The 24,841-nt window shown below is 58.2% G+C and carries 30 protein-coding genes; 7 read left to right on the top strand and 23 right to left on the bottom strand.

Annotation, left to right across the window (positions count from 1 at the left end):
• Positions 1-2 precede the first annotated feature (2 nt).
• Positions 3-446: a BLUF domain-containing protein gene (locus tag BN3544_RS13745; RefSeq protein WP_019429110.1), complete on the top strand. Its 444-nt coding sequence runs from the start codon at positions 3-5 to the stop codon at positions 444-446.
• Between the two features lie 280 nt (positions 447-726).
• On the opposite strand, the gene BN3544_RS14535 is transcribed toward BN3544_RS13745, so the two are convergent.
• The 19 genes from BN3544_RS14535 to BN3544_RS13660 all read right to left on the bottom strand — a co-directional run bounded on the left by BN3544_RS14535 (position 727) and on the right by BN3544_RS13660 (position 17,193).
• Positions 727-858 (bottom strand): hypothetical protein, encoded by a 132-nt coding sequence (locus tag BN3544_RS14535; RefSeq protein ID WP_019429108.1) that lies wholly within the window; start codon positions 856-858, stop codon positions 727-729.
• A 70-nt stretch (positions 859-928) separates the two neighbouring features.
• On the bottom strand, positions 929-2,320 hold the full coding sequence (locus tag BN3544_RS13740) for a PucC family protein (RefSeq protein WP_019429107.1): 1,392 nt from the start codon (positions 2,318-2,320) through the stop codon (positions 929-931).
• Between the two features lie 49 nt (positions 2,321-2,369).
• On the bottom strand, positions 2,370-2,567 hold the full coding sequence (locus BN3544_RS13735) for a light-harvesting protein (protein WP_019429106.1): 198 nt from the start codon (positions 2,565-2,567) through the stop codon (positions 2,370-2,372).
• 12 nt (positions 2,568-2,579) lie between these two features.
• Positions 2,580-2,732 (bottom strand): light-harvesting antenna LH1, beta subunit, encoded by a 153-nt coding sequence (pufB, locus tag BN3544_RS13730; RefSeq protein WP_019429105.1) that lies wholly within the window; start codon positions 2,730-2,732, stop codon positions 2,580-2,582.
• A 104-nt stretch (positions 2,733-2,836) separates the two neighbouring features.
• Positions 2,837-3,700: a carotenoid 1,2-hydratase gene (locus BN3544_RS13725; RefSeq protein WP_019429104.1), complete on the bottom strand. Its 864-nt coding sequence runs from the start codon at positions 3,698-3,700 to the stop codon at positions 2,837-2,839.
• A complete protein-coding gene (gene crtD, locus BN3544_RS13720) occupies positions 3,697-5,229 on the bottom strand; it encodes a 1-hydroxycarotenoid 3,4-desaturase CrtD (protein WP_019429103.1) in 1,533 nt (510 codons plus the stop codon). The genes BN3544_RS13725 and crtD overlap by 4 nt, the downstream gene beginning before the upstream one ends.
• Positions 5,222-6,055, bottom strand: a complete 834-nt coding sequence (locus BN3544_RS13715) for a hypothetical protein (protein ID WP_019429102.1) — start codon at positions 6,053-6,055, stop codon at positions 5,222-5,224. Before BN3544_RS13715 ends, crtD begins: the two co-directional genes overlap by 8 nt.
• Positions 6,056-6,096: 41 nt before the next feature.
• Positions 6,097-7,188 carry a photosynthetic reaction center cytochrome PufC gene (gene pufC, locus BN3544_RS13710; RefSeq protein WP_019429101.1) on the bottom strand — a complete coding sequence of 364 codons (1,092 nt, stop codon included), beginning with the start codon at positions 7,186-7,188 and terminating at the stop codon, positions 6,097-6,099.
• Positions 7,185-8,162, bottom strand: a complete 978-nt coding sequence (gene pufM / locus BN3544_RS13705) for a photosynthetic reaction center subunit M (RefSeq protein WP_019429100.1) — start codon at positions 8,160-8,162, stop codon at positions 7,185-7,187. Before pufM ends, pufC begins: the two co-directional genes overlap by 4 nt.
• Before the next feature lie 48 nt (positions 8,163-8,210).
• Positions 8,211-9,047 (bottom strand): photosynthetic reaction center subunit L, encoded by an 837-nt coding sequence (pufL, locus tag BN3544_RS13700; protein ID WP_019429099.1) that lies wholly within the window; start codon positions 9,045-9,047, stop codon positions 8,211-8,213.
• Between the two features lie 84 nt (positions 9,048-9,131).
• Positions 9,132-9,341, bottom strand: a complete 210-nt coding sequence (pufA, locus tag BN3544_RS13695) for a light-harvesting antenna LH1, alpha subunit (protein WP_019429098.1) — start codon at positions 9,339-9,341, stop codon at positions 9,132-9,134.
• Positions 9,342-9,351: 10 nt separating this feature from the next.
• A complete protein-coding gene (locus BN3544_RS13690) occupies positions 9,352-9,576 on the bottom strand; it encodes a hypothetical protein (RefSeq protein ID WP_019429097.1) in 225 nt (74 codons plus the stop codon).
• 43 nt (positions 9,577-9,619) lie between these two features.
• Positions 9,620-9,763 (bottom strand): light-harvesting antenna LH1, beta subunit, encoded by a 144-nt coding sequence (gene pufB / locus BN3544_RS14215; RefSeq protein WP_081499349.1) that lies wholly within the window; start codon positions 9,761-9,763, stop codon positions 9,620-9,622.
• A gap of 143 nt (positions 9,764-9,906) precedes the next feature.
• Positions 9,907-11,433, bottom strand: coding sequence for a chlorophyllide a reductase subunit Z (gene bchZ, locus BN3544_RS13685; protein ID WP_019429096.1), 1,527 nt, complete (start codon positions 11,431-11,433; stop codon positions 9,907-9,909).
• Positions 11,430-12,983 carry a chlorophyllide a reductase subunit Y gene (gene bchY, locus BN3544_RS13680; RefSeq protein WP_019429095.1) on the bottom strand — a complete coding sequence of 518 codons (1,554 nt, stop codon included), beginning with the start codon at positions 12,981-12,983 and terminating at the stop codon, positions 11,430-11,432. Before bchY ends, bchZ begins: the two co-directional genes overlap by 4 nt.
• A gap of 32 nt (positions 12,984-13,015) precedes the next feature.
• Positions 13,016-14,032, bottom strand: a complete 1,017-nt coding sequence (locus tag BN3544_RS13675) for a chlorophyllide a reductase iron protein subunit X (RefSeq protein WP_019429094.1) — start codon at positions 14,030-14,032, stop codon at positions 13,016-13,018.
• Positions 14,029-14,982: a chlorophyll synthesis pathway protein BchC gene (gene bchC, locus BN3544_RS13670; RefSeq protein WP_019429093.1), complete on the bottom strand. Its 954-nt coding sequence runs from the start codon at positions 14,980-14,982 to the stop codon at positions 14,029-14,031. The genes BN3544_RS13675 and bchC overlap by 4 nt, the downstream gene beginning before the upstream one ends.
• Positions 14,983-15,019: 37 nt before the next feature.
• Positions 15,020-16,246, bottom strand: a complete 1,227-nt coding sequence (locus BN3544_RS13665) for a methyltransferase (RefSeq protein WP_019429092.1) — start codon at positions 16,244-16,246, stop codon at positions 15,020-15,022.
• A gap of 32 nt (positions 16,247-16,278) precedes the next feature.
• Complete coding sequence (locus BN3544_RS13660; protein WP_019429091.1) at positions 16,279-17,193, bottom strand: polyprenyl synthetase family protein; 915 nt, start codon at positions 17,191-17,193, stop codon at positions 16,279-16,281.
• A gap of 107 nt (positions 17,194-17,300) precedes the next feature.
• Between BN3544_RS13660 and BN3544_RS14395 the strand changes: the two genes are divergently transcribed.
• The 6 genes from BN3544_RS14395 to BN3544_RS13635 all read left to right on the top strand — a co-directional run bounded on the left by BN3544_RS14395 (position 17,301) and on the right by BN3544_RS13635 (position 21,876).
• The gene (locus tag BN3544_RS14395) at positions 17,301-17,474 is read left to right on the top strand and encodes a hypothetical protein (RefSeq protein ID WP_019429090.1); all 174 of its coding nucleotides are present in this window, start codon (positions 17,301-17,303) and stop codon (positions 17,472-17,474) included.
• 485 nt (positions 17,475-17,959) lie between these two features.
• Entirely contained in the window at positions 17,960-18,505 is a 546-nt protein-coding gene (locus BN3544_RS13655; RefSeq protein ID WP_369814620.1) for a DUF6088 family protein, read from the top strand.
• Positions 18,498-19,442 carry a nucleotidyl transferase AbiEii/AbiGii toxin family protein gene (locus tag BN3544_RS13650; RefSeq protein WP_019429087.1) on the top strand — a complete coding sequence of 315 codons (945 nt, stop codon included), beginning with the start codon at positions 18,498-18,500 and terminating at the stop codon, positions 19,440-19,442. The genes BN3544_RS13655 and BN3544_RS13650 overlap by 8 nt, the downstream gene beginning before the upstream one ends.
• Before the next feature lie 102 nt (positions 19,443-19,544).
• On the top strand, positions 19,545-20,042 hold the full coding sequence (locus BN3544_RS13645) for a DUF2924 domain-containing protein (RefSeq protein WP_036074748.1): 498 nt from the start codon (positions 19,545-19,547) through the stop codon (positions 20,040-20,042).
• Positions 20,039-21,412, top strand: a complete 1,374-nt coding sequence (locus BN3544_RS13640; protein ID WP_026036487.1) for a recombinase family protein — start codon at positions 20,039-20,041, stop codon at positions 21,410-21,412. Before BN3544_RS13645 ends, BN3544_RS13640 begins: the two co-directional genes overlap by 4 nt.
• A complete protein-coding gene (locus BN3544_RS13635) occupies positions 21,409-21,876 on the top strand; it encodes a hypothetical protein (protein WP_019429084.1) in 468 nt (155 codons plus the stop codon). Before BN3544_RS13640 ends, BN3544_RS13635 begins: the two co-directional genes overlap by 4 nt.
• On the opposite strand, the gene BN3544_RS13630 is transcribed toward BN3544_RS13635, so the two are convergent.
• The 4 genes from BN3544_RS13630 to BN3544_RS13615 all read right to left on the bottom strand — a co-directional run bounded on the left by BN3544_RS13630 (position 21,842) and on the right by BN3544_RS13615 (position 24,655).
• On the bottom strand, positions 21,842-22,453 hold the full coding sequence (locus BN3544_RS13630; RefSeq protein ID WP_019429083.1) for a hypothetical protein: 612 nt from the start codon (positions 22,451-22,453) through the stop codon (positions 21,842-21,844). The two genes, BN3544_RS13635 and BN3544_RS13630, sit on opposite strands and share 35 nt — an antisense overlap.
• 16 nt (positions 22,454-22,469) lie before the next feature.
• The gene (locus BN3544_RS13625) at positions 22,470-22,976 is read right to left on the bottom strand and encodes a hypothetical protein (protein ID WP_155820332.1); all 507 of its coding nucleotides are present in this window, start codon (positions 22,974-22,976) and stop codon (positions 22,470-22,472) included.
• A gap of 11 nt (positions 22,977-22,987) precedes the next feature.
• Positions 22,988-24,046, bottom strand: a complete 1,059-nt coding sequence (locus BN3544_RS13620; RefSeq protein WP_019429081.1) for a hypothetical protein — start codon at positions 24,044-24,046, stop codon at positions 22,988-22,990.
• A 156-nt stretch (positions 24,047-24,202) separates the two neighbouring features.
• The gene (locus BN3544_RS13615) at positions 24,203-24,655 is read right to left on the bottom strand and encodes an AAA-type ATPase lid domain-containing protein (RefSeq protein WP_019429080.1); all 453 of its coding nucleotides are present in this window, start codon (positions 24,653-24,655) and stop codon (positions 24,203-24,205) included.
• Positions 24,656-24,841 lie beyond the last annotated feature (186 nt).

Raw genomic sequence — 24,841 nt, 5'->3', positions numbered from 1 at the left:
TCATGAGACAGCCCCCCCACAGCATCCAGGTGCGTTTGCTGTACGTCAGCCATGCGGTCGGTCCGCAAACCACCACCATGACCAGCAGCATCTTGCTGCAGGCGCACCAACACAACCCGACCCAAGGCATCTCGGGCGTGCTGTGCCAAGGCCAGGGTTTATTTTTTCAGGTTCTAGAGGGCGAACGCAGCCGCGTGAACGCCTTGTACCGGCGCATTTGCGCAGACAAGCGGCACCGGGACGTGGAGGTGCTGCATTACGAAGAAATCACAGAGCGCCGATTTGGACAATGGTCCATGGCGCTGGTCCGTCTGTCGGTGGACGATCCTAAGGTCCAAATGCAGGACCCGGACTTTGACCCCTACTCGGCATCCGGTGGGCAAGTGATGCAACAAGTAATGAACTTGCTGGAGACGGGACAGCCGATTCAGATGACAGTCCCCTGAGCTGTCTTGGCGTTTTCGCCGCAGGGCCAAGCGCAACCGCGCTGTGGCCGCAGATGGCGTTTCAGCTGTTGCTGGCGATCAACTGGGCGATCACGGCAACCACCACAAAAAACGCCGAAAACACCGCGATGCCCACGGCGTAATAACGTCCCGATTTTTGACGAATTTGAGACATGGATAATTTGTTCATGATGGCAAAACTGTTTGAAAAAAATGGCCTGCATGGCCGCTGAAAACAGCAGCGTGCGCAGGAGTGTTCAAGCCCCAATGACCCCGACCTTTAGTCTGCAGGCTTCTGCGTGGGTTTGTCCGACGATTTGCGAAATGTGGGTTTGGGTCGGTTGAACCAGTTGGCCAGCATGAACAGGCAGAAAACCACGAACATGATGATGAGGATGTGTTTGATTTCCATGGCTTTTCCTTGGGTTGATGAAAGATGAAAGGCATCACAAAAATGGCAAGCGGGTGGCTGTGCATTATGGTTAAGAGACGGGTGCCGAGGCAAGCGAACGCCAAGGCTTCATCATCGGCGCGAGGGCCCACAGAGTGAGCACCAACAACACGATTTCGAAGCCGTAAACCGCTGAGTAACCCATGACGGAACTGCCCAGGAGCGCCACGCCGTCGCGCAGCAGGCCGCCTGCGGCCATGCCCACACCGGCGGCAGTGGCCTGCACCGCGCCCCATGCCCCCATGGCAAGGCCAATGTATTCAGGCGGGGCCAATTGCATGGCGGCCGTGAGCGTGCCGTGAGCAAACAAGCCGCCACCCAAGCCGATCAGGAAAATCCCCAGGCCAAACAGCAAGGGTGAATCCAGGGGGGCCGAGGCGATCACCGCCACAAACGCAGGCACACCCACCCAGGCACCCCAACTGGCCATGCGGTAAGCGTCTGCCCCCCGACTGAGCACGCGTGAGGCCCAGGCAAAACCAATCAGGCCACCGAAAGCCAACGTGGCCGTGAGCAAGGTGGTGGTGGAGACGCTCAGCCCCAAAATCTCGCCCCCATAAGGCTCCAGCAACACATCTTCCATGGTGAAGGCCATGGTGCCCAACCCCACCGCCAGCAAACGGCGCACGCTGTTGGGGCCTTCGCAAAACAACTGCCAGGCCTCGCCAAAGGTGTGGTCCGGGGGCGTGCCGGGTTTGCGAAGTCGACTGCGGGGCTCTTGCTTCCACAGGGCGATCACATTGAGTACCAGCGTCATCACCGCCACCGCTTGCACCACGCGGATCAGCTGACCGGGACTGTAGTCGCGCAGTAAATGGCCCAGCATCAAGGCGCTACCGATCATGCCCACCAGTTGCATCACATACATGAGACCCACCACCTGAGGCTGGCGCTCGGGCGGGGCCAGGTCGGTGGCCAGCGCCAAACCTGCGGTTTGCACCGTGTGCATGCCCAGGCCCACCAGCACAAAAGCACCCGCCGCGCCAAGCAAGCCCACCCAGGCTGGGGCCTGGCTGGCCTGTCCGGCACCACTGAGCACCAGCAAAGCAAAGGGCATGATGGAAAAACCACCGAACTGAAGCAAGCTGCCCATCCAGATGTAGGGAACGCGCCGCCAGCCCAGTTGCGAGCGGTGGTTGTCCGAGCGGAACCCAATCAGCGCCCGCAGCGGTGCAACGAGCAAAGGCAAGGCCACCATGAGCGACACCAGCGTGACGGGCACTTGCAGCTCCACAATCATCACGCGGTTGAGGGTGCCCACAAGCATGACCATGGCCATGCCGACAGAAATTTGAAACAGCGACAAGCGCAGCAGACGGGACAGCGGCAAATCATCGCTGGCGGCGTCGGCAAAAGGCAAAAAGCGTGGACCCAGGCTGGCCAGCACATGGGCAAGGGCTGATGATGATTTTGTTTTGGTCATAAGGGAAAGGCCAGACGCTTGCGCGTCTGGCCGTTCGGGCTTGCACCCCTTACTTCTTCACCGTGGCATCCACCGCAGCAGGCGCTACCGCCACCACTTTGGCGCCGCCGTTGAGGAAGCTTTTCACCCAGGTCGTGTTCATGGTCAAAGCCAGGTGCACGCTGAAGGACGAAATCGCCACAGCCGCTATGAACACCGGAATGCCCACCGAAGGTTTGACCACACACCACATTTTCGAGTAGATCATGTTGTGTCTCCTTTACTTGAGCCAGGGTGAATAGATGTAGGCCAGCAGATGGGCAAATGCGGCAATCATGCCGAAAATCTGCGTGCCCTGGATGAGATTGCGGTGAATCTCTTCCGATTCGGCCTCGGTCAGTCCCGTTGGCCAGACTTTGTCTGAGTTAGACATAGTTTTCTCCTTGCAGAAGACGTGCACGGCCCGCACGAGGGCTATTCATGGCCACCATGGCCAAGAATGGGGTTGCCTTGAAAGCCGCTTCAAGGGTGTTCATCTCAAGCCCGCCTTGGCATGCGCCAGGGCAGCATGGCTTGAACCACCGGTGACACCAAACGCGGCACCGACAGGGTTTCGTGGAAGGCGAGCAAGGACTCACCGGCGTAGTCAAATTGCAGCAAGGCACGCTGGTAAAAAGGCGTGTCTTCGAGTTGTTCGTGCACCCGCACAGCTTGCGTGCTGCGCATGCGGCGATCGATGCGCCAAGCCGTCTTGGGCAGGCGCTGCACCGGGGGTGTGGCGATGGGCTCCACCGTGCCTCTGGGTGTGAAGCGCAGCGACAGCACACGGTCTTCGGTAGCGGGTGCCTGCATGTCATAAAACACCACGGTGCTGCCGTCTCGCGTGCGGGCACGCGACCAATCCCAGTTATGAAAGCCGCGATCCACCGGCTCGTCGCCTTCGTTGGAGTCGAGGTAGGCATGGCCTTGCCATTTCAAATCGGGGGCGTTCAGGTCGACCTCGATGCGCGAGGCTGGAGCCAATGGCCCCCAACGATGGCGGCCTGCGGCGTCCAAGGGCGTGGAATAGCCAAAAAGCTGCTGCGGCCAGAGTTTGATGCGGCCGCGCACACGGCGTGGCAACGGCACGCACACTTCGTCGATGTCAATGCTCAGGCAGTCACCGTCCCAGCTCAGCTGGCTCGGACCAATCGTGAACTGGCTTTCGCTGCGCTGGCAGTGGCGCTGGCCGCGCTCCGTCATGGCCCAACGGCCCTGGCCTTTGCTGTAAATAGCCACGTTCAGAGCGCAATAGTTGTCTGGGTCGGCGCTGCCGCTGCGCTGCGCCCAAGCGTAGTAAGGCGAAAACACACTGCCCACAAAAGCAATGAGTGTGATGCCGTGTTGGCAGTCGTCACTCATGGCGTCGACATACCACCAAAGGTAGCCCCCGTTTGGAACCCACTGGTCGAAGCGAGGCCCGCCATCAGCGCCTCGGCCGCCCGCTGCCCGGACAGCGCCGCCATCGGCACGCCCGGCCCCGGGTGCACGCTCCCTCCCGCCAGATACAGGCCCTGCAGGGGTGTGGTGGAGCCAGGTCTTTTGAAGATGCTCGTCCAGCCGTGCGTCGCCATCCCGTAGAGCGCTCCGCCGCTGGCCGGAAAGCGCCGATGGAAATCCTGTGGCGTCGTGCGCAAGCTGTTGGCCGTTGTGGGTTGCAGGTGCAGACCCAGTTGGCGCAGGTGCTGAAAGGTGTGCGTTTGGCATTGTTCTAAAGCCTCCTTGGTGAGTGCGTTGCCATCACCGCAGGCGGGTGCGTTGACCAAACAAAAAAGGCGCTCGGCCTGGCCTGACGCAAGCGGTGCAGGCCGGTCTTGCGCGCAGACATACACCGTCGGTTGCTGTGGCAGCCGCTGGTGCTCGAAGATGTCTTCGAACTCGCTGGCGTAGGTGCTTTGAAAAAACACGTTGTGCCGGTCCAGCGCCACACCCTCGGTGGGGGTGTGCATGGACCAAGTCAGCGCCGACAGCGAGCGCGGCGGCGCGGCCTGCGGCACAGCGCGACGCACATCCTTGCCCAGCAAACCAGCTCGCAAAGCAGCGGCATCGCCATTGAAAATGATGCGGTCAGCGGGCAAGAACTCGCCCGACTCTAGGTGCACACCGCACACCCGCCCCTGGCGCTGCTCGATGCGCTGACAAGTGCTTTGGAAACGGAACACGGCCCCACGGCGACGGGCCACACGGGCCAGCGCCTGGGCCATGCCGACCATGCCGCCTTCGACCGACCAGACCCCGTCCATCTCGACCTGAGCGATCAACATGAGCGTGGCGGGCGACTGCCACGGCGATGAGCCGCAGTAGGTGGCATAGCGGGCAAAGAGCTGGCGCAAACGCAGGTCGGTGAATTGGTGGCCCAGCTGCTGCCACAGGCTGCGCATGGGGCCGAGTTGGGCCAACACACCCAAACCTTTCAGCCCCAAGTCGCCCATGAAGCGGCCCATGCTGGGGCGCTGAGCGCGGATCATCGGGCCTTCGAGCGTGGCATACAGCTGGCGCGTGGTTTGACAAAAATCCCGAAAGCGCCGGGCTTCGTCACCCCCCGACCAAGCGGCAATGGCCGCTTCGCTTTCGCGCGCATCGGCCGACAAATCGAGTTGGCTGCCATCGGGCCAGAAGTGGCGTGCCAACACCTGCAGCGGCGCGATGCGCATCTCGGCGTCAACGCTGGTGCCCACGCTGCGCAGCAAGGCGTCGAACACCCAGCGCATGGTGAACACAGTCGGACCGCTGTCGATGTGAGCGCCATTCACCTCGCGGCTGTGCACCTTGCCGCCGGGTGCCTCCGAGGCCTCGACCACAGTGACATCCAGCCCCTGGTGGGCCAGCAAGATGGCGCTGCACAAGCCGCCCATGCCTGCCCCCACGATGACAACCCGGTGCTCAGACATGGCTGTGCTCCAGCGTGGGCACATCCCGTGCGAACTCGTCTTGCAAGACAGGCTGTGCCGTCGGCGCTTGGCCCGGCCTTGGAACCACGGGCAGCTGGAAGGTCCGGCCTTGCCAGACGCCAGTCATCTGCAACACCTGCATGCGCACAAAGAGCGACTCAGAAAAAAACTGGTGCTTGTAGGCCGCAGCGCTGGCCGCTTGGTGTGGTCCCTGGTGAGCGTACTGCAGCATCGCGGCGGTGTCCTCCCACAGGCTAAACGTGCATTGCCGAACCAAAGGCACCTCACCCAGACCCATGGCCAGCAGGCAGCCGGGGGCTTGGCCCAAATCGGCTTGTGCGGCCGGGGCGTATCGCCAAAATGCCATGGCCTTGGTGGGCACGATGGAGGCGCGGGTCAGCACGGCAAAGGGTGCAGGGTCGTTCAAGCGGGTCTGCTCGCCCAGTGCCTGCGCGCTGCTGGCTTGCCAGGCTTGTTTGTCCCAATGGCCTCTGGCCGATTGCACGGCCAGCACACCGGTCCAGCACTCGCGGGCACGGCTGCGGTAGGCCTGCACGGCCGGGCTGTCGAGGAATTGGAGCGCCAGATCGACGTGACTGAAGGTGCAAATCAAGCCTTGGTGAGTGGCACTGGGCCGGAGGCTAAAGCCCCCGCCATGGCCACTGCCCATGACCTTGACCATGGTCAAGCCAGGTACATCTTTGTAGTGCGTGGCACCCGCCACCAGCCGCAACCAGCCCCAACCCTGATGCTGACGCAAAAAGTCAGTCAACAAGACCACCACCACGCCAGACAGCGGGTCATGAAGAGTGGTGTTGGCTTCCATGACAGGCTGTGCGGCAAAGTGGCTGCGAGCAAGCCGAGCGGTTATTTGGCTGCGACTTTGGCAGCAGCCAAAGCGGGCTTCAACAACTCGGGAAAGTCTTTGGCCATGGGTGCACCATTGAGTGGCTTGTAGGCGCCTTGGTGACAGGTCGCGCAGTTGAGCTTGGCCACATCGCCCGTGGGCCCCTTACGGTGCGAGGGGAAGATTTCGGTCAAAGACTCCATGTAGGTCAGGTTCAGGTCACGCGCCATGCGGATGCCGTGCCAGGCGGTCGTGCGCTGTGGCGGGCTGTTTTCCCAGTTTTGGAAGGACTGCGTGTTGTGGCAATAGGTGCAGTTGACGCCCAGCGAATTGGACATGTGCGTCATCAGCCCGTAGGTCCACTCGGCCTGCTTGATCGACTGCTTGTTGCCGGAAGGCAGCGCCGTGGGGCCGTTCACACGGATCTTCTGGTCGCCCAGCAAGAAAGGGGTGAACGGGTCATTGGGCAGCGAGGACAGGTTGACCACGGGCGAAGGTTCGTTTTGTCCGGCCTTGTCACCCATGAAATTAGCGCCATAGGGCTGCGGGTCAGACTTGAACCAGATCGCATTGGGCACAGGCTCGCCGCGGTGGCAGGTGTAGCAGGTCACCCCGGTCTGAGCCACATGAGGTTGCCAGTCCGAGTTGATGTGCTGCGTCATCTCGATCATGCGCCGGGCTACCACCTTGGTGTACTTGCTGTCGTCTTCAAAGTTGGGCAAGGCGTGGCAATAGGCGCAGCCTTCTTGAGGCGCCACCCAACTGGTCATCGAGACCATCAGGCGGTTGAACTCGCCAACGCTCAGGTTGCCTAAAACTTTCACGTTTTTGTAGGCCTGCGCGGCCTTGGGGCCGTCTGAGCCCGGTGAAGGAATAGCCACCGGCGGTTGGTTCTTCTCGGTTTTGACTTCGAGCAAACGGGCGTTGTAGACCTGCACCATGCCCGTACCCCGGTAGCCACTTTGCACGGTCTCGGGACTGGGGCGCTCGCAACCGGCCAGCACCAGGCCCAGCAGCGCGAAGCCCAAGGCTCTGAGCAAGCGACCTGCCCGGGGGGATGTTGTCAATGTCTGCGTGTGCATGTTCATGCGCATGAGCATGTGGGTTTTCATGGCTTGCCTCCAATGCTCAGCGCGGGGTCCACCATCGCCGGGAAGATTTCAGGGTAAGGCGGTGCCACACCATGCTTGATGGCCCACAGATACCAGTTGTCCACCACAGTGCCAGTTAGCAAGATGCCGATGCCTCCCGTGATGGGGCACAGGACAGCAAACCACCAAGCCCAGCGGTGAATCGATTCCATGGTGGCGTTAAAACCCATGGTCCAGCGCCAAAACAAGGCCGCGCGTTCCGAGGCCGTGCCCCGGTCGGTGATCTGCTCGATCTCGCGCTCACCACCGAAGCGGGTCACCGCCAAAATGGTCGCACCGTGCATGGCAAACAACAGGGCCGAGCCATACAGGAACACGATCGACAGCGCGTGGAAAGGGTTGTAGAACAAGTTGCCATAACGCAGCGAAAAGGCCGCAGTCCAGTCCAGGTGCGGGAAGATGCCGTAGGGCACCGCCTCACCCCAAGAGCCCATCAGGATGGGGCGGAACAAGCCCAGCACCAGGAACAGCCAGATGGCCGCAGCGAATGCCCAAGCAATGTGCGTACCCATGCCCAGCGCCACAGCACGGCGGTAGGTGCGTGCCCACCACAGCATCACCGAAGCGGTGAAGAACAAGCCCACGATGAGAAACCACCCTCCCTGGTTGAGCGGCGGGATGCTCAGGCCGTAGCTCGGCGGTGGCGGCTCCAGCGAGAGCCAGAACAGCTGGCGCACAAACTGGATCGGGTCGTAGTTGACCGAGGCCAGCATGTTCATGCCGATCAGGGTGAAGGCAATCAAACCGCAAATGAGCGACGCCAGACCGAGTCCACCCAGGTAGATGGGGCCAAGCTGCGCATTGCCCAGCTTGCCCACCCAGTAGTTGATCAGGGGTTGCCCGGTGCGCGGGCTGTTGCCGTGTCCCAGGGGGACACCGTGGTGCACCGGACCCACGGCTTGAACCGTGGTGAACAGGTTTTGATAGTCGGCCATGGTGGTACTCCTCAATTCTTCAGATTCGGACAGTGCGGGCAGTCCGACTCAAACGGGCCACTGGGACCAGATCGGCATGTTCAGCCACCAGCTCCACCACTCGGGCCAGCCACGGCTCCAGAAGGGGCCACTGAGCACGATGCACAGTGCACTGAAAAGCACCGCCGCCAAGGCCAAGAACAACCCCATGCGATGGATGCCTAGGGTGCCGATGGAGTAGCCGATGATGTCGCGGAAGAACGTGTCTTCGTGTTCAGGGGTCTTGACTACCGTGCCCGGTGCGGGGTTGGTGGACGAGAGGATCAGGCCACCGTGCAGCGACAAGGCGAACACGCTGGCGAAAAAGAAACTCACGGCGATCATGTGCGCCGGGTTGTAGTGAAAGTGCAGATACTGATAGCCCACGTTGGACACCCAGTCCAGGTGACTGTAGATGCCGTAGGGGAAGCCGTGGCCCCAAGCGCCCATGAGCACCGGTCGAATCACCACCAAGGTGACGTAAGCCGAGATGGCCACGCCGAAAGCCACGGGCACGTGGTAGCCCATGCCCAGCTTGCGGCAGATTTCGACCTCGCGCATCATCCAGGAGCCAAAGGCGCCGATGGCGCACACCGTGATGAGCTGCCACAGACCGCCTTCCATCAGGGGCGCAAAGCGCAAGCCGTAAGACAAATCAGGCGGTGCGATGCTGATTTGCCAGAGGTTCCAGGTCGGGCCTTGTGAGGCCCCCCAAAGGATCATGGCCGTGCCCAGGAACGCAAAAAACAAGGTGGTGACGCCAAAAAACCCGACATAAAAGGGACCCACCCAAAAATCGAACAAGTCGCCACCCAGCAGGGTGCCACCGCGGACACGGTACTTTTTTTCAAAACTCAGCATGGCCATGATGGGGTCCTCCTGCCTCAAAGGGTGAACAGACGCCGCATTGAAATGGGGTTCAATGGCGGCATCTGAGTAACAAGTCCTGAATCAGGACTTGGCTGCGGGCAGCGATGCCACCGCTGTAGGCAAAGGCGCGTTTTGCGCCGATGCTGCCACGGGTTTTTTCGCCCCGTCGAGCCAGTTGAATTTGTTGGTGCTGAGCAAGATGAGGTGAATCATCGCGGCCAGACCAAACAAGAAAATACCCTGCAGCACCATGGCACGCAGCGGATCGAACAGACGCCAAATTCTCCACATGGTGAATCTCCTAAATGATGTGGGACATGAAGGTGTACACAGCAGCTTCCACGCCCCGACTCATGCTCTTGGCGTCTTCTGCACCTGGCAACAGATCACGCCAGTGAACGCCCACCAGCTTGGCCAGCAAGACGAGCACGAACAGACATCCGAAACCGATGAGGAAGATGGACCAGTAAGCAGGAGATTCATCCGCACGCGAATGCTCTCCGTTGAGGTGGCTTGTGTTGGGCATGACAATGACTCCGTCAATCTATGGTTGAAAAAAAGGCTCTAAATCAGAACCAGGGACGCCACGCCCAGACCAAGATGTGGGCCAATACAGCAACTGCTGTAAAACCCACGGCGCCTTGCATCCAGTAGTGGTGAAATTCCTGGGCTTCCTCATCGGTGAGTCCGGAAATGGATGTCTTTGTGGACATTTTTTTCTCCTGTTAACGAGGCCTTGCGACCCGGGGTGCGCACAGCCCGCGCAGATGGGCATCCGCAGCCAAAGGCCACGACATCGGGTGCAAGGCATCGACCACAACGTTGCCTGTGCGTGTTTGAAAAACGGTGTGTGCGTTCATGCCGCCACCCCCAAGCCCAGTTCGCGGCTGGCCACATTCACATGGGCTACGGTCACCTCACTGTGGCCTTGGGCCTGCGAGAGTTGTTCGGCCTGGTCGCGCAAGCGCTTTGCCGCTGAAATCTGCACCAGCACCGGCTGGCTTTGCACCACATCTCGCAGGCGCTGCTGGGCTTGGTCTTGCCAGCTGGCATTGGGGGAGACCACCCCACGCGCCTGCGTGGCTTCCACCTTGTCCATCTCGGTACCCAGTGGCAGGATGTGGAACAGCGCATCGAACAGCGCGTTGCACACCTCCTGGATCACATAGCTCGCACCGCTGTAGCCCATGAAAGGTGTGCCGGTGTGGCGGCGGATGATGGCACCCGGAAAAGACGCGGGAATGAATGCAGCTCGCATCGCGCTGCCGCCCGAGATCTCGCTCAGATACATGCGCTCGTTGTAGCTGCCGAACATGATCAGGGGCGTTTGCGTTTTCACCAGTTCACGCACCGTGGCGTTGTCCGTCTTGGTGCCTGCCGTGCGCGACACACTGAACCGGCAAGGCAAGCCCATTTCGTTTTCTAGGAAGTTTTTCAGGCCGCGTGAATAAGTCTCGCCCGCCACCACGGCAAAGCTGGCGGTGGCAAAAAAGTCTTGCGTAACCGAACGCCACAGGTCCCACATGGGCTTCAAGGTGGTGTGCTTTTCGCGCTCAATGAAAGGCTCGGGGTCTAAATGCAGCAGCTGACCCAGCTTGCGCAAAAAGGAGGTGGTACTGTGCAGCCCGATGGGCGCTTGCAAATAGGGGCGCTCCAGCGCCTCGCACAACATGCGGCCGAACTCGCGGTACATGCAAATATTCACATCGGCTTCGACCAGGCGCGAGACATCGGCCAAGTGGCTGCCCAAAGGGAAGACCATGTTGACCTCGGCACCAATGCCCTGCACCAGACGGCGGATTTCGGCCAGGTCGCTGGCACTGTTGAAGGTGCCGTAACAAGGGCCAATGATGTTGACGCGGGGCTTTTCCCCTTCAGGGCGTTCTTCAAAAGGCTTGCGAGCAGGCACTTTGCGCAGGCCGTATTCGCTCCATAGCCAATACATGGCGCGGTTGGCGCACTGCCACTGGTCTTCGTCGATGGTGCGCGGCAAAAAACGAGCGATGTTGGTGCCTTCGGGCGTGACGCCGCCACCGATCATCTCGGCGATCGAGCCGGTCACCACCACGGCAGGCAGTTCGGGATCGAGCGTGGCGTGGGCGCGCTTCATGGCGCCTTCGGTGCCTTCACGGCCGAGTTGCTCTTCGGCCAAGCCCGTCACCACAATTGGCAACTCGTGCGGGGGTAATGCGTCGGTGTAGTGCAGCACCGAGGTCACAGGCAGGTTTTCGCATCCGACCGGGCCGTCAATCACCACCTGCAAACCCTTGATGGCGGTGAACACATACACCGCGCCCCAGTAACCGCCTGCGCGATCGTGGTCGAGGATAAGTGGCGACTTGGGTTTGGCCACGGTGCTGGGAGGGTGCGCGACCTGGTTCATGAACCCATCTCCTCGGCTTTGCGCTTCTTCAAGAGCTTTTCAATCTGACGACGGGTTTCAGCCTTGAACTCGGGCCGATCTTTGGGCACCGACTCCCACACACCGGCAGCATGGCCCGCGCCCACATCGCCAAAAAAGGATTTCATGGCGTCAAAGCGCGCCTGGTTGCCCATGGCCGCTTGCACCACTTGCACCAAGGACCCGGCACCGGCCACACCCATCAGAGGTCGGGCAGAGATCAGGTTGGTGAAATAGAGCGAGGGCACGCTGTTTTGCTTGGCGATCTGCACCACCGGGGTCGTGCCAATGGCCAGCTGTGGCCGATATTCGTACATGGCGTGAAGGTCTTGCTCCAGCGAGGCGCGCATTTGCACCTGCACACCCTTGGCCTGCAACCAAGCAATGTCATGGGCGTTCCATTCGGTGACCGGGCAAGCAGAGCCCACGTATCGCAAATCGGCGCCACATTCGATGAGCAAACGGCCCACCAGTAATTCGGAGCCTTCGTAGCCACTCAAAGTGATGCGGCCAGAGATCGGCTTTTGCATCAGCAGGCCGCGCATTTGCGTGAGAGCCTGGTTGCGCGCCACATCAATCTGCACTTGCGCAATGCCAGCGGCCTGGCCAATGTGTTGCAACCAGTCTTGGGTGCCTTCCAGACCCACCGGGGCGGAGCCCACCACGGGACGGCCGGCAGCTTTGAATTCGCGTACGCTGGCGGTGTAAAACGGGTGGATGGCGGCGGCCACCGAGCAGTCGAGCGCAGCATACAACTCGCGCCATTCACGGGTGGGCACCACCGGGCCTGCGGCCAGGCCCATGGGCGCGAGCATCTGACCAATGATGACCGGGTCAGCCGGAAACATCTCGCCCAGCAAGGCCACCGAGGGCTTGTCACCACGACCGGCGCGGGGCGCGGCCACGGGGCCACTCATGACTTCTTCGCGGGCGTACTTCAACATCGCACCGGCTAGCACGTCTTTGGCCTCGGCATGCGTGGGTACGCCAAAACCGGGCACGTCGATGCCGATGATGCGGACGCCGTTGATCTCTTTGGGCAGCAGCTGCAGCGGCACGCCGCTGGCGGTGGGCACGCACAGGTTGATGATGACAACGGTATCCACTTTGTCGGGATCGGCCTCGGCATGCACCGCTTCGCGGATGTCTTCAAAGAGCTTGCCCGTGACCAGCGACTCGGAGTTGAAGGGCACATAGCCCACACTGCGGCGAGCGCCGTAAAAATGCGAGGTGAAAGTCAGGCCATAGACGCAGCAGGCCGAGCCCGAGAGGATGGTGGCGGTGCGCTTCATGCGCAGGCCCACACGCAGCGAGCCAAAGGCTGGGCACATGCTTTGCGGTTGATCGTGCGGACCGGCATCCGGCTGGCGCGGGTAGTCGCGGGCGTATTGGTCGAGCACCTCGGACTTGCCCGCCACTTTGGCGGCGGCCACCATGGCCTCAGTCCCAGCGTGGCAGCCCATGCCGTCGACTTGCAAACCCGCAGGGTTGGACGCTTCAGTGCTGGGGTGAATCGGGATGGTGCGTGTCATGGCCTGTTCCTGTGGGTGTTGTCTTCAGCTCTTCAAGCTGCGTCGTAGACGACTTCCAGTGAGGGCTTGATGTCTTCGTGCTTGCCCACCATGTCAAACACGGTAGCGGGCTCCAGCACCACGTTGCGGCCGACCACGTCGGCGCTGAACAGGCCCAGCAACTGGTCCTGGGTCTGGGGCTTAGGACGCATGGGTGGGGCCTCGGCCACGTTCTTGGCCAGATCGGCAAACAACGGGCCCCACTCACCATCGGGACGGCCGATGATTTCGTAGCTGGCGCTCTTGCGACGGATGTCTTCGTTGGCGGGGATGGCGGCCAGCACCGGGATACCCGCGTTGTCGGCAAAGGCTTGGGCCTCGCCCGTGCCGTCGTCCTTGTTGATGACCATGCCGGCTACGCCCACGTTGCCGCCGAGCTTGCGGAAATACTCCACCGCCGAGCACACATTGTTGGCCACGTAAAGCGACTGCAAGTCGTTGCTGGCCACCACGATGACTTTTTGGCACATGTCGCGGGCAATCGGCAGCCCAAAGCCGCCGCAAACCACGTCACCCAAAAAGTCGAGCAACACGTAGTCAAAGCCCCAATCGTGAAAGCCCAGTTTTTCGAGCGTTTCAAAGCCGTGGATGATGCCGCGTCCGCCGCAACCGCGACCCACTTCGGGCCCACCCAATTCCATGGCAAAAACGCCATCGCGCTTGAAGCACACGTCACCAATGCTCACCGCCTGACCTGAAAGTTTAAGGCGCGACGAGGTCTCGATGATGGTGGGACAAGCCTTACCACCAAACAGCAAGCTGGTGGTATCGCTCTTAGGATCGCAGCCGATCAGCAGCACTTTTTTGCCCTGCTGCGCCATCATGTAAGACAGGTTGGCCAGCGTGAAGCTTTTGCCAATGCCGCCTTTGCCGTAGATAGCAATGATTTGCGTCTCTTTGGTCACCTCGGAGGTGCTCACGGCGTCGGGTTCGACGTCGGCTTCGCGGCGCAGCACCTCAACGAATTTGATGGGCTGGGTGGTGATGGCGGTGTCAGTTGAGGTATTCATGCGGAAGCACTCCAATCAAGAATCATCTTGAGACAGCTCGCATCTCCGAAGGCGGTCTCGTAAGCAGAACCAGCATGCGTCGATGGCTGGGTGTGGGTGATCAAACCGTCGAGCGACAAGCGGCCGGTGTTTACCAGCTCGTTAACAGCCAACAGGTCGGGGCGCTTCCACTCGGCGGCGATGCGGATGCGCGCTTCGCGCATGAAGGCCGGGGCGTAGGTAAATGAGAGGTCTTGTTTGTAAAAACCCGCCAGCACCAACTCGCCACCGGGGCACAGTCGCTGGATCAGGCTGTTGAGCAGGCTGCCGTCGCCGCTCACGTCGTAAATGGTGTTGTAGTCGCGACGGGAGTCGTCTTGCGGTTGCATGACGGTATAACCCTCGGCCCCTGCAAAACGCTCGGTCCGGGTTTCCCACACCGTGGGGGCTGGCAGACCCGCAGCCACCGTGAGACGGGCCAACAGGCGGCCCATGACACCGTGACCGATGATGAGCTCGGGTGCGGCAAACGGCGCTTGCTGGCCACCGCCCGACACCGCGTGGTAGGCCGTGGCCGCCAACGCCAACAGCACCGATTGCGCACCCAGGTGTTCGGCCACAGGCACCACTTTTTGTGAGGTCACCACCAAGCGCGAAGCGGCACCGCCAAACAGGCTTTTGACGCCGGTGAAGCAATTGGCGCCAGGCACAAACACGCGCTGACCGGCTTGCACACCAGCGTCCGAGGCGGCGCGGACCACACGGCCCACGGTCTCGTAACCGGGCACCAAGGGGTACCCCATGCCCGGAAACGGCGGCATGCTGCCGTCCCAAAGCATGCGCTCGGTGCCCGTGCTGATGCCGCTGTATTCGACCGCCACGTCCAGCTGACCGGCCTGGAGTTCAGGCAACTCCAGCCCCTGCAATGTCAGGTGCCTGGGGCTGTTGAAAACGACGGCTTGGGATTTCATGCTTGTATTCTTTGCTTTACATCACAACATGTCAAAATTAATTGACACCTTTCTGCAAAACAGAGGGTAAACACTGAGATTTACGACCCAAAAGGATGCGCGCATGGATGGGCATGGCGTTGGGCACCTGCTCTACATGGGAGAAACCGGCCTCTTGCATCATGGTTTGCAGCTCTTGCGGGGTGCGCAGCCGCCCTGCCCCCATGGCCAGCAGGTAGAAGTGGAAATAGGCATCAACCGAGGCCTCTGGCTGGCCAGCCTCTTCATGAGGCTGGGCCATGGGTTCGGCCAGCAGCAAGATGCCGCCCACCGGCAAGGCGGCATGGGCTTTTTGCAGAATCTGTCGCACCACAGCATCGGGGTGGTCGTGCGCCACGCGCACTAGGGTGATCAGGTCGGCACCTTCGGGCAACGGGTCATCCAGAAAGCTGCCAGGATGCAAACTCACTCGCTCGCTCAAACCCTTGGCCTGCAGGCCTTCGCGGGCCAGCGCCAGCACAGGGGGCAAGTCGAACATCTTGAAGTGCAGGTGTGGCGCGTGTGCGGCCAACTCACTAACAAAGCGGCCCTTGCCCGCGCCCACATCGAGCACGCAGCGGTGTTCATCAAAAAAGTAGGACGACAGGATCTCTTGCACCACAAAACCTTGCGAAGCGGCCATGAGTTGCGAGTAACGGGTGAACTTGTCCACGTCAACCTTGACCATTGGGTCGGGCATGGTCACAGGGGGTTTCTCATGCGCATAGGGCCAGTACTCGGCCATGCTGCCGCTCCAGGCATTGTTCAAAAACTGCACCGGATCCTGCATGTCCTGGTAGAGCAGATGGTTGTGCTCGATCATCTGAGCAATGCCCTCGTGCTGCGCCAGTGGCACACCCAGCGGACCCAGGCCAAAACGGCCTTGGCTGCGGTGCTCCAGCAAGCCCAGCGCCACCGCCGACAGCAGCAAACGTTGCAGCACCGCCGGGGCTAGCCCCGTACGACGCGACAGATCGGTCAGGTTGCAGGGTGCCTGGTACAGGGCCCGAAACAGGTCCAGCCGCACGCAAGCGAGCAGGACCTGGCTGTGCACGAAACCGGCCATCAAATCGAACAACTTGCGGGTGCGGCGACGTGTGAGCCAGCGTGTGAGCGGGTTGCCGAGCGACCATCGGTACAGGCCAGGGTGTGCGTACCAGCGCTCCAAACGGCCTTGCCAGGCGTCCTTGAATGACGTGGATGCGGTCTGGGCCTGAATGACGGACAAATCCAGAGGTTGGGACATGGTGTTTCCTTCGCTTGAGTCGGTCTGGGCGCTCAATATGGGGCGCTGACACGAGCGGGAGCCACTTCGGGGTGGATCCTGAAATAGCCTTCGCACAGGGCTTTGGGCACCAGGCGCTCGGCCTCGACCTGGACCAACTGGCACAACATGTCGCGGCACGAGCAAGCCGGAATCGACGAAGCGGCTTGATCAATCAAATGGTCAAAGTGGGCAATGGCGCCGTCCAGCCCCAGTGCCTGGGCCGAACTGGGGCGTGCATGCAGTGCATCCTGGCCTGCAGGTTTACCCAAGGTGACTGCGTCGGCGATCACGTCACGGATGTCATCAGCCACCTGGTAAGCCTCACCCAGATAAGCGCCCAAAGGCCCCCACGGCTCGGGCTCGTGACCACAGCTGAGCGCGCCCGCGCAAGTGGCCGAAACGAACAAGGCCCCGGTTTTGGCGCGCTGGTATTGACCCAGGTCGGCACTGGTCTCGCACTCCCATGCCTGCCCAGCAACGATGCCGTTTGGCAAGCCCACACCGGTGGTCATGTTGTCCATGAGACGAATCAATCGGTCTGGCCGCTTCACCCCGGCTTGCAGCAAAACACGGTAAGCCATGACGATCAGCCCATCACCGGCCAGCAGCGCCAGCGGCTCACTAAAAGCCTTGTGCACCGTGGGTAAGCCGCGCCGAGTGTCGGCGTTGTCAAACGCAGGCATGTCGTCGTGAACCAGTGAGGCGCAGTGCATCAGTTCGAGCGCCACGGCGGCGGCATTGGTCAGATGCGGGACATCGTCGCCACAGGCGGTGGCCACCGCCATGCACAGCTGCGGACGGATGCGGGCGCCGCCCGAAAAGACAGCATGCCGCATGGCGGCCACCAGCCGAGACGGCGAACCCACCCCTGCCGCTTGGTCAAAATGGGAACTCAGAGCTTGCTCAGCGCGTGTCAACAGACTCATGGGACCTCCAAAAGGGAAGGCCCGTCAAACCAAGTTGACAGGCATGAGTGTCAATATAACCCGATAATTAAAGGTGTCAATCTTTACTGACACATGAAAGCCACGTCATGGGAATCTGGTTAGAGCTGGGCATTTTCGGTCTGGTGTTCGTGTTTGCCTTTTGGCAAATGCACGACGTGCGCAAGGCGCAAGAACACACACGCCAACAGCGGGCGCGCGAGAAAGCAGCACAAGAAGTCACTGATAACGCGACTGAAAAAGCCAGCGACAAGTCGACTTGAGCCATAAAGAAAACGCAAACGGAGAGTAAAACCTGCCGGTTGCTGCCAAACAGGGCTCTCTCCGCAGTCCGCAAGAACCCGCAGGAACCCGCGCAAACACGCGGTACTAGGCAAAAAAAGCCAACCGGTTAGGGTTGGCTTTTAAGGTATTGGTGGTGGATGGTACCAGAGGGCAAACGAACTGGGAATAGCGATCCCCGGTCCTGACTAGGCAAAGCTAGCTAGTGCGAAATCGCTTTTCGTTCCCCAGTGAAAATCAGCAAATTCAAGCCCCAATTCTATCGATTTGCGGACGGGGGTTCAATTCCGTGAATCGCCATTGAATCCGCGTCCGCAGCCCAAGAATGCACTCAAATCAAGGGGATGACACGTCGGGCAAGAAGCGCTAAAATGCATGAAATTTCAATGAAAAAGCCTCCATGTCAGCCGCTGCCACACTATTTACGCCGCCCCTAAGGGGTGCCACTGCGCACCTTGCGGACGAGCTGCAAGCTGGCCGTGTCTATCGGCGTGAAGATCTTGCTCGCCTGAGTAATGCAGTTGATCGACATCTGAATGAACTGGTGTCCACTGGGTTGCTCAAAAAATTGGCTCAGGGGCTTTACTACGCACCCAAGCAATCGAACTTTGGTCCCTTGCCACCCGCTGACGAACAGGTGGTGAGAGGATTTCTGCGTGACAAGGATTTTTTGGTGTTTTCTCCGTCGTCATACAACACGGTGGGCCTGGGCACCACCCAGCTCTACAACAGCACACTGGTCTACAACCACAAACGTCATGGCGTTTTCAAACTGGGCAATCGACAGTTTGATTTCCGAGTAAAGCCTCGCTTCCCTAAAAAACTAACTTCCGAATTTTTGTATGTGGACCTGCTGAACAACTTGGAGGAATTGGCCGAAGACCGTGACGCGGTGCTCAGCCAGGCCCGCACCAAGCTGATGTCTTTTAATCAACCCCGACTTCAACAAGCATTGGACAGCTACGGCAACATGGCCACTCGCAAACGCGTTCGGGAGTGGGTCGGTGGCTGACTTTCTTCACGAACGACGTGACTTCGATCAATTGCTTGCGGTTGTCGCTAACGAGCGCGCGCTCGACCCCATGTTGGTCGAAAAAGACTACTGGATCATGCACAGCCTCTGGGGACTCCAGGCTCAAGGCTTTGTGTTCGAATTAAAGGGTGGCACTTCACTGTCCAAAGGCTTCGGGGTCATCCATCGTTTCTCAGAAGACATTGACATCCGCATCGAGCCACCTGCTGACATGGATGTCAAAACAGGGCGCAACCAAGACAAGCCTGCGCACATCGATTCGCGGCGTGCTTATTACGACGCGTTGTCAAAACGCATCCGCATCCCGGGTATCGACAGTGTTGAGCGGGACACCTTCTTTGACGATGAAAAAATGCGCAGCGCAGGCATTCGGCTCGTCTACTCACCCAGCGCGGCCACCGTAGCCGGTTTGAAAGATGGCATTCTGTTAGAACTGGGGTTCGACGATACCGCACCCAACCGACCCGTCACCATCTCCTCTTGGGCTTTAGATTTCGCGATGAGCCGGGGCGTTGAAGTTGTCGACAACCGTGCCGCCGACGTGCCCTGCTACGCGCCGACACACACGTTCGTCGAGAAGCTCCAAACCATCTCGACCAAGTACCGCCGTTTAGCTGAGGCTCAAAAATTTCCCGGCAACTTTCTGCGCCACTACTACGACGTGTATTGCTTGCTCGATCTACCCGAAGTTCAGGTTTTCATGCAGGAGCAGGCATATCAGGACCGAAAAGTGCAACGCTTTCGGTCTGCTGATGAATTGGTGATCGCCAAGAATCCGGCCTTCACCCTGAACGACTCTGAGCAGCGAGATCTTTTTGCTCGGGAATACAAAAAATCCTCTGCGCTCTACTACCAAGGACAGCCGGATTTCGATCAGCTACTTGACCGAATCGGTAAGCATCTGAATTCAATGTGACGCCTGTTGATTGGCTTTAAAAACTGAGCGCAAAGTTTTACTTGGCTTCTCTGGTGACCAGAGCGTTCATACAGACCTCATCAACAAATGAACGAGGTTCACATGAAAACAAGCAAAACGCCCGCAGCCGCACCCCGGACTGCGGTGGCCCAGGTGCATGAACTGCCCAACCTGCCATTCCCCGAGATCAAGGCCCTTTGGAGAAAACTTTTCGGCGGTGAAACACCCACCCACAACCGGCAGTTTCTGGAGCGCCAGCTTGCCTACAAACTTCAGGAGGTCGAATTCCGCAAGGTCGACCCGGGGCTGCTGGAGCGCAACAACAAGAAAATCGCCTCGCTGATTGCCACCGGCAAGCTCAGAAAGCGCGACCGGGATTTCCACCCAACGCCCGGCACACTGTTTACCCGCGAGTACCACGGCAAGGTGCACCAGGTGATCGCCACGGCCGACGGCCAGTACGAATTTGAAGGTCGCCCTTACCGAAGCCTCTCGATGATTGCGCGAGAGATCACCAGCAGCCGCTGGTCCGGGCCGGTCTTTTTTGGACTCAAGGACTACGCCGTCAAATCCTCCGCCAAGAAAGGCGGCTCCAAATGAGCGAAGTATTGAAACGCCGCATGCGCTGCGCGGTCTACACGCGCAAGTCCAGCGAAGAAGGACTGGACCAGGAATACAACTCGATTGATGCCCAGCGCGACGCCGGGCATGCCTACATCGCCAGCCAGCGCGCCGAGGGCTGGATCGCTGTGGCCGACGACTACGACGACCCAGCATTCTCCGGCGGCAACATGGAGCGGCCCGCACTCAAGCGACTGATGGCCGACATTGAGGCCGGGAAAATTGATGTGATCGTGATTTACAAGATCGACCGGCTGACCCGCAGCTTGCCCGACTTCTCCAAGATGGTCGAAGTCTTTGAGCGGCAAGGCGTGTCCTTTGTGTCGGTCACCCAGCAATTCAACACGACCACGTCCATGGGCCGACTGATGCTCAACGTGCTGCTGTCCTTTGCCCAGTTCGAGCGCGAGGTGACTGGAGAGCGCATCAGGGACAAGATTGCTGCCAGCAAACGCAAGGGGATGTGGATGGGCGGCATTCCCCCGATTGGCTATGACGTTGCCGACCGGCGTCTGATTCCCAATGAGGCCGAAGCCAAGACGATCGCGCACATCTTCCAGCGATTTGTGGAATTGGGCTCGACCACCAAGTTGGTGAAGGAATTACGGCTGGACGGTGTGACCTCCAAAGCCTGGACGACTCAGGACGGTCGAGTCCGGGAGGGCAAGCCGATCGACAAGGGGCTGATTTACAAGGTACTGAACAACCGCACCTACCTGGGCGAGTTGCGTCACAAGGAGCTTTGGTATCAGGCGGAACACCCGCCGATCATCACGAAGTCCTGTTGGGATGATGCCCATGCCATTCTTAGCACCAATGGCCGGGTGCGGGCCACCACGACCAGAGCCAAGACTCAGTACCTGCTCAAAGGCATCGTCTTTGGCAGCGACGGCCGCGCGATGTCGCCATTTCAAACAGCCAAACAAAACGGTCGCCGCTACCGGTACTACGTGCCCCAGCGCGATATCAAGGAGCACGCCGGTGCATCGGGCCTCCCCCGCATGCCAGCGGCGGAGTTGGAGTCAGCGGTACTGGAGCAACTGCGCGGCCATTTGCGCTCGCCGGATGTGGTCAGAGATGTTTTGCCGCAGGCCCAGAAATACGACCCAACCCTGGACGAGGCCATTGTCACGGTGGCCATGAAGCGACTCGACGATGTCTGGGACCAACTATTTCCTGCCGAGCAGATGCGGATTGTGCGGTTGCTGGTTCGCCAGGTGAATGTCTCGCCCAACAACATGTCGATGGATTTGCATCCCACGGGTATCCAGCGACTGGTGCTTGAGTTGCATCACAAGAAACTGCAACCTGAGCCAGCCACGGAAATGGAATCGGAGGCCATGGCATGAGCGAGATTCAAATCAGATCCACTGGCACCACGGAAGTGATTCAATCCAGCGACGGCCGGATCACGCTGTCGGTACCGATTCAGATCAAACGGCGCAGCGGGAGAAAACAAATGACGCTGCCTAACGGGCAATCAGGTCAGCCGGGAAAACTGCTGCGGCCTTGGGACGTGGCGGCCACACCGCTGCAACTGGCGCTGGCCAGGGGCCACCGGTGGTTGGCAATGCTGGAGTCTGGCAAGGTAAAGAACCTGACTGAAATTGCAGCGCTTGAGGGTGTCGACAACAGCTATGTCAGCCGGATGGTGAACTTAACCACGCTGGCACCTGACATCGTCGAGGCGATTTTGGAGGACGCGCTGCCGGACCACCTGACGTTGTTTGATCTTGCTGTGGATCCGCCTGCGCTTTGGGAGGAGCAGCGGGGGCGGATCACTGCTTATTTTGAAGATACTGACTCCAAGTGATACTTGGAGAATTTTCGTCTAATTCCGACTGCCTTTTAACTATATCAACATAATCACGGACATCCTTAACACCCAACATAATAATATTGTGAGCACCATCAGAATCCGCTTGAAAGTATTTCACCAAAATTTTTTCATAATCAGAAAATGAAGTTTTCGCTTGATCACCCAAACCCATAATTTCCGCATACTCATAAACCAAATAAAACCACGATGCTATTGCGGCCTTATCTGCAAAATCGTCATTTATCTTTTTTTCGGAAAATAATTTCCCAAGAAATTGATTATTAAATGAATTAAACACGCGAACTGCATCGCACATATTTTCATTCCACCAAAACTCTTCTTCATCACTCAAAAAGTCATGAATAAAGCCTTTAAAAAATTTAACTTGATTCCAGAAAATTGAGTCTGAATTATCCTTGTTTGTATTTTGCATCTTTTGATTTCCAAAATGCCAAACAAGAAGCTCAATTTCGTCATTAGTAAAATTTATTTTTTCAAAATAATGCGGTGGCATCCTCTTGCGCTCATCAGCCAAGTACTCTAAAGATATATTTTTTGATTTTGGTTGCATGGAATTTCCTAAAAAATTAACAGTGGAATTTGGAGACCTGCCAATTGGGTCCTGATGGAATATCAACCACATTCGAATCTCCATCAAAGGCCGATTCGATCGAAGAAATATATCTCTTAATCGAATCCACGTCCGGCTTTCTACCGCCCTGATAAATATCTGGCATAGGTGGAAAGCTCCGGTCAACACCTTGCGCCTGTTTTCTTTTGAAGTTAAACATCTCAAAAAACTTATGCATCTTGTCCTGCTCACGCTCATTGGGAAAAATTATTTTTACATGGGTGGAACTCTCGTGGACAAACTTAACGCCCTCGAATTCAGAGACGCCGACTTGCGTACCGTTGTTAAGAATCCACTCAATAATTTGCCTGTAGCAACTCCATGGAAACAAATATTCAAGTTGCCAGTCATTGGACTTTCCGTCTTCTGACTTAAGAATAGCTTGGAGCATAAACAAGTCTGCAGCAAAGCTGAATTGCGCTGGCTTGCTCATTGAGTTTGGCGGTGGACGTCGGTTAAACATGGGTTTCCCTTTCACTCTGCTGCGTAGATGTTACGGAAATAGCCTTGGCTAGACCATCGACCAGGACTGTCTTTGGGGTCCCAGCATGTTGTTCTGATTCTTGACCCCACGAGCGACTTTGCCTTCGTGGTGATTGACCCGTCAGGATCAAATGTCGAAGTTTTCATGTGGCGCTGGCTTCCGTCACCCATCACCAGAACCGTACAAGACGAGCCGCGCACCATTTCATTTTCTTTGATGGTCACAAGCGCATCTGGTGCGGATAACGTTGCAACGCTTCTTTCGATCTCTGCGATTTCAGTCTCAGCTTTGAAAGCTGCATGATCTTTGGTGGCTAACTTTTCCAATAAGATGAGTTGCGATTCAAGTTCTTTGTTTCTCGCCTCGAGTTCTTCAGCTGGAGGCTGAGATTCCGTTTTGGCTCCGCTGTTATCTTTGGCCTCTGTTGAATAGCGCCAAGCGACCCCTCGCCACGACTTTGTTCGCCAAGAAGCAGGGTGCATCCGACGAATGGTTTGAATTTCGGGGAAGTGATGACGCATGGATGCCTCGACCAAGGACCGAAGCGGTGTGTTCAGTTCAAAGTCATTGCCTTTGGTACAGCAGTTCATGACAACATCACCCGGTCTAAGCACCGATCGAAGTCTCGATACAAAATTTTCCTGCCCACCTTGCGCCCACACCGCCCTGAAGATTTTGTCCCGGTGTTCAGAAGTACTCATGCCCAAGGAGCATTGATGTTGAATCGCATTGACAAGCACCAATCCGAAACCATCGACATCTTGAAGATTTATGGCTTCCTGTAGGAAATTGCGGATCATGTCTCCGGTAAACCCCTTGGCCGGACCTGGGTCGCCAATGAATTCATCAACGTGTGGCGACTCCAGAATCATGACCAAAAACGGTTGCCTCGTTCGCTGTTCTGCGGTTACCCGCAACGGGAATTGTGGCTTGCCAATAATTTCTGAAAGCGCGCCAAGGTACTGGTCTGGACAGGCTCGCACATCAAACCTATGCCCAGCCAGCGACACTGTGTTGCCGACAATTTGCTCAAAATTCAATTCTTCCATTTGGATCTCCTAAGGATTGTTTCCTTAACATTTGCGAGATCCATGCCAACTACTCTGGATTTAAGACACTCATATAAATCAACTACTTAGATGACTTGAACATTACGGGCTTGTAAATTAATTTACTTTTAAATAAATTAATTTACATTACAGAACTCAACTGAGCGTGAGATCAGAGTTCATGCCCAATCGTTTCATCCAATTGGCAAGGGTCTGATGATTGGCAAAGCCAAGCAGTTTTGCGGCGGCGGATTTACGTTGTCCCGACTGCTGCAGAGCCTGGTTGATGAGACTGCGCGCCACTTCATTCAGCCGCTCTTGCAACTCAAAGCCGTCACACAATATCTGGAAATGATTCGGCACTGAAGTACGCGCCACAGGAAGCATCGCCGCTTGAATGTCCTGCTCAGTGACGTCTGGACCTACAGACCAAATGACAGCGCGCAAAAGCGTGTGATAGAGCTCGCGGACGTTGCCGGGCCACGCGTGGGATTGCAAAAGCTTAAGTGCGGCCGGTGTAATGGTCTTATTCTGTGCTTCGGGCCTGCCTGCTGAATCTGCGTTGATGCTTGCCAAAAAATGGTGCGTCAGTAATTCCACATCACCCATACGTTCCCGTAGCGGCGGCAGCTGAAGAATGCCTACATGTTGACGCCGATCCAATATTGACCACCTGTGCCGATTGAATTTTGACCAGGGGCTTGAGCCAGCTTTTATGTCTGCTGGCTGTGGATAACTATAAGTTCAATTGTCGTCCTGCAGCTCCTTTCTCTCCGTTTTTCTTGCCTGCTCCCG

This window comes from Limnohabitans sp. Rim47 (assembly GCF_001517545.1).
GTDB lineage: Bacteria > Pseudomonadota > Gammaproteobacteria > Burkholderiales > Burkholderiaceae_C > Limnohabitans_A.
Note: the sequence above shows the minus strand (reverse complement) of the source record. Positions and strands in the feature narration are given on the sequence as shown.